At 45.1% G+C, this 4,411-nt stretch carries 3 protein-coding genes and 1 pseudogene; 2 read left to right on the top strand and 2 right to left on the bottom strand.

The genetic code is table 11. The features are described 5' to 3' along the window. The first annotated feature begins 379 nt into the window (after positions 1–379). Complete coding sequence (locus F6J99_RS42455; protein ID WP_293122803.1) at positions 380–1,879, top strand: reverse transcriptase domain-containing protein; 1,500 nt, start codon at positions 380–382, stop codon at positions 1,877–1,879. Positions 1,880–2,342: 463 nt separating this feature from the next. Here the strand turns inward: F6J99_RS42455 and F6J99_RS42450 are convergent, their stop codons facing one another. After that, positions 2,343–2,861 (bottom strand): hypothetical protein, encoded by a 519-nt coding sequence (locus tag F6J99_RS42450; RefSeq protein ID WP_070393935.1) that lies wholly within the window; start codon positions 2,859–2,861, stop codon positions 2,343–2,345. Between the two features lie 309 nt (positions 2,862–3,170). On the opposite strand from F6J99_RS42450, the pseudogene F6J99_RS42445 reads away from it, so the two are divergent. Next, positions 3,171–3,995, top strand: a pseudogene (locus F6J99_RS42445) (peroxidase family protein); the annotation flags it as partial. A gap of 249 nt (positions 3,996–4,244) precedes the next feature. On the opposite strand, the gene F6J99_RS42440 reads toward F6J99_RS42445, so the two are convergent. Further along, the coding region (locus F6J99_RS42440) for a zinc ribbon domain-containing protein (protein ID WP_365974611.1) at positions 4,245–4,411 on the bottom strand (167 nt) is incomplete at its 5' end.

Raw genomic sequence — 4,411 nt, 5'->3', positions numbered from 1 at the left:
GTGAAACAGATTAGCCACACTGCCGCTAAAAGGGAGACGACATGGGTAGATTAACGAAAGTCCTTGAAAAGAGTCTGATAAGGAAGCCGCAATCTGGGAACCACATGATGCGAGACTTTATCCCCTACATTCTCACGATGCCTTTCTTCTGGTAATCGTAATCTCCGAGAAGAGGATAGGCTAATTGGACTGCCCTAAATCGTCATAACAATCTGATAAACGGAACGAGTAAAAACGACAGCAAAACATAGGTCTGAGGAGTAGTCGAACCTCAGTAAGTCATGCCAGACCTAATCCCTACTGTCGGGTAGGATGCAGTCAAACAACTGGCTGCGGGTATCCAGAATACACAAACTCGCCTGAGAGCATAGGTAGACACATGTCAAAACATAGTGACCTCTGGAAGAGCCAAAAGTGGAAGAAACTCCGCCAAAACCTTTTCCGCCTACAGAAGAGAGTGTACAAAGCGGTTCGAGATGGGGACTTGAAAAAAGCCCGGTCATTACAGAAACTGATTCTGAAATCCCGTTCAGCTCAATTTTTGGCCGCCCGTCAAGTGACACAACTCAACAAGGGCAAGAAAACGGCTGGAGTTGATGGTTTGTCAAGCCTCAACTACAGAGAACGCATGGAACTGGTTGAAACATTGAAACACTATGCCCACGACTGGAAGCATAGTGGATTACGGGAAATCCCAATCCCTAAGAAGAACGGGAAAACCCGGATGTTGAAAATACCAACCATAGCCGACAGAGCATGGCAATGTCTAATCAAATTCGCCCTAGAACCCGCCCACGAGGCTACGTTCAGTGCCGACAGCTACGGGTTCAGAACAGGCAGATGCGCACAAGACGTGCAAAAACGCCTACAACTACATCTGAAATCAAGTTGCAACGGTATAGAAAAGCGAATCATTGAATTAGACATCAAAAAATGTTTTGACCGTATATCCCACTCCTGTATAATGGACCAACTGATAGCCCCAAAGCAAATAAAACAAGGGATATTCAGATGTCTAAAATCAGGGGTAAGCCCAGAATTCCCGGAACATGGTACCCCTCAAGGGGGAGTAGTCAGTCCGCTATTAGCAAATGTGGCACTTAATGGAATAGAAGATATACACCCAAGTCTGCGCTACGCCGACGATATGGTGTTCATTCTCAAGCCAAAAGATAACGCGAAGAAGATACTAGACAAAGTCAAAGCCTTCTTAGCAGAGCGTGGGATGGAAATCAGTGAAGAAAAGACCAAGCTGACTAAAACGACAGACGGATTTGACTTCCTGGGGTGGAACTTCCGCGTTCAGAAAAACGGAAAATTCCGGTCAATTCCCTCAGAGGAAAACCACCGGAACATACGGAAGAAGATTAAAGCCGTAGTCAACAACTCGAATTATGGTGCTCAAATAAAAGCACAGAAACTAGCCCCAATCGTTCGCGGATGGAGAAACTACCACAGTAGCTGCGATATGAGCAGTTCCCGCGACTCCCTATGGTTCATGGCAAAAACCGCAAATCGAAAATTCCGAAAAGAAAAAAAGATAAGCCGGTATAAAGCCACAGAATTATGTAAAAAGGGATTCCCTAAGGTAGGATACAAACAAAACCAACACGTAAACGTAAAGGGGACTAAGTCACCCTACGACGGCGACCTAGTCTATTGGAGTAACCGAAACTCAAGGTTATACTCCGATGCTACATCTAAAGCTTTACAAAGACAACGCCATTCCTGTGGACATTGTGGACTAAAGTTCTTAGAGGACGAATCTGTACACCTTCATCACGTCGATGGAAACCACGACAATTGGAAACCTAAGAACCTAGTGGCAGTACATCAAAGCTGTCACCAACAACTACATTGGAGCAACCCGAAAGGATAGGATATCTAGGAGCCGTATGAGGCGAAAACTTCACGTACGGTTCTGAAGCAGAGGTGCTTCCCTTAATAGGGGACATCGACTGTAACAATGCCCGGAGGGTAGGGAAAATCCTCCTTAAAAACCCAATCATCAACCAACAATTGGTGTGTGAACCCAGCAAGATCACAACTTGAGATAAAAAAGTACGGCGGGGCACGCCGAAACTAAGTGAAACGGGAAAGTAACGGATTTTATAAGGCACTTTTCAAAAAGTAACTAAACGCCTAAGGAGACTAGCCCGCTGGGTCTTTCGTGAACTGACTAGAATCTTGGTCTTGACGGGATTCAGGTTTAGATATTGCCATTTGGACACGGAGGTTTAAGGCCGGTCGCAGATCTAGGAATCCCCGTCTTTTTAAAGCGGGGAGTGTCAAAGCTAACCGTCAACCGTCAAAAAAGCTTAGTACTCAGCACTATACCCAAGTCAGATGTCGCTGATTTCCTTAGTAATCACATTAATGGGAGGAGAGCAATACACGCAAAGCTCATTAGCAATCGCTACTGCTTCTTCAGGGGTTTTATCTAAGTACATTGCGGTCAGAGCATAATCTTGTCCAGCACCAATGGCACCAAATTCATTAATTTTATCCACAAGATAGCCATCACTTATACAAAAAATATCCCTTTCTACTGCTAACAAATATTCATTCCTGCGACCAAAGGTATCGTCTTTATCCTTTGCCCAACTATAAAATTCCACAATAAAATCGAGAACAGCCTCAACGGTAGGAGCGGCTGGAGAATGGTTTCTGGCAAATATTTGCATGAAACTCAATTCCATAGTATAACCGACGCCGCCAATAATCATGTTATTGATTTCAAATAGCTTGCCCCACTCATCCCCAGTCACACGGTGAGTTTGCTTGAGGTATCCTGACAGCCGAATGCTATCGGAGGCAAAAACTAGTTTATCAGGGTATTTTCTGGCAGCCACAACGCTCATAAGTTGCTCCTAATGGTTTTAGTGGATGATTACGATGAAACAGGCACCGATATAGCAGTCATTAACAACCCAGTTTAGACCTTATCCATGGGAACTAGTTGCTGTAGTAACGCCCAAAGCCGAGCTGATCTGGTCGGTTTGATGCACTGCCCACCTTCTTTAGACTGACTTCTGAGGTCTGACTTGCCCGTAGCACTATACAACATATCCTTGCCAAAAATTTCACCCTCGAGGGTACTGTTATCAATCAGTTGCTTAGCTCATAGTGGATATATAAACCACAAAAACAGCTATAAAAGCAGCAGAATTATGTTAAGACGCCATGGATTTGGTCCTCGCAAGGGTGAACATCAACCCCCCAGTGAATTTGCCCCCACAGGTAAGTTTGGCAGAATGTTTCCTAATCTACCTGCTTTCACCCCTTCAGAAGAGGGTTTGACTCAGCTGGGGAACGCCATGAATGATACTGACCCTAATAATCCAAAGGGCGATAATATCAATGTACCTGCTGGTTACACTTATTTGGGTCAATTCATCGATCATGACATTACCTTCGATACCACTGCTCTCGGAGATATGATGGTTGACCCCTTGGCGGTGAAAAATTTTCGCACGCCAAAGCTGGATCTTGATAGTCTGTATGGTTCTGGTCCTGATGTTCAACCCTATCTCTACCAAATCGATGACTCAGATCTGTTTTTAATTGGCAAAACCAACCAACGACCTGGTGGTGGCGATTCGTCTATTCCCACAGAATTGCCCAACGATTTGCCTCGTTCTCCTAGTACTCTGGCCATCATTGGTGACCCCCGTAATGATGAAAATTTAATTGTTGCCCAGACCCACCTAGCTTTCCTGAAGTTTCACAACAAGATAGTTGAGGGCATCCGTGATGGCAGCATTCAAGCAGACTCTATCATGGGCAAGTCTACCTTTGAGGCAGCCCGAGAATTGGTAGTTTGGCACTATCAGTGGATTGTACTGTTCGATTTCTTGTCTCGCGTCATTGACCAGAAGCAGCTAATAGAAGTACTTGAAGGCGGTCGGCGCTTCTTCAAGTTTGGTCAGGATCCGTTCATGCCTGTGGAATTCTCTGTAGCAGCTTATCGTCTCGGACACAGCATGATCCGTGCGGATTATGACTACAATCGAGTGTTTACTTCTCGTCCTGGTGGGGTAACTCCTGCAACCTTACAACTGCTGTTTTTATTCACTGCTCAATCCGGTCAAATCGTTCCTATTCCCAGTGATTGGGTGATTGACTGGCGTCGCTTCTTCCCGATCGATTCTAATGTACCGGTTAACTTGAGTCGCCAACTTGATCCATTTCTAGTTGACCCCCTTAAGAATTTGCGTGACATACTCCCACACGCTCATCAAAGATTACAGTGTGGGCTTCTTACCAACACCAGGTATCCCTTCGGTTACTCGGTAAGCTTTACTTGTGACGGGATGCCCCACCGCCAAATTCAATATATTGATCGCCGCATTTACATCTCTGTCAGCTACATAACCACAATGAGGACAAGAGTGGATGCGGTCTTTTAGTT

Source organism: Moorena sp. SIO4G3, assembly GCF_010692305.1.
Taxonomy (GTDB): domain Bacteria; phylum Cyanobacteriota; class Cyanobacteriia; order Cyanobacteriales; family Coleofasciculaceae; genus Moorena; species Moorena producens_A.
Note: the sequence above shows the minus strand (reverse complement) of the source record. Positions and strands in the feature narration are given on the sequence as shown.

Coding starts and splice junctions, on each gene's coding strand:
- F6J99_RS42455 (WP_293122803.1), top strand. CDS start 380: ATGTCAAAACATAGTGACCTCTGGAAGAGCCAAAAGTGGAAGAAACTC.
- F6J99_RS42450 (WP_070393935.1), bottom strand. CDS start 2,861: ATGAGCGTTGTGGCTGCCAGAAAATACCCTGATAAACTAGTTTTTGCC.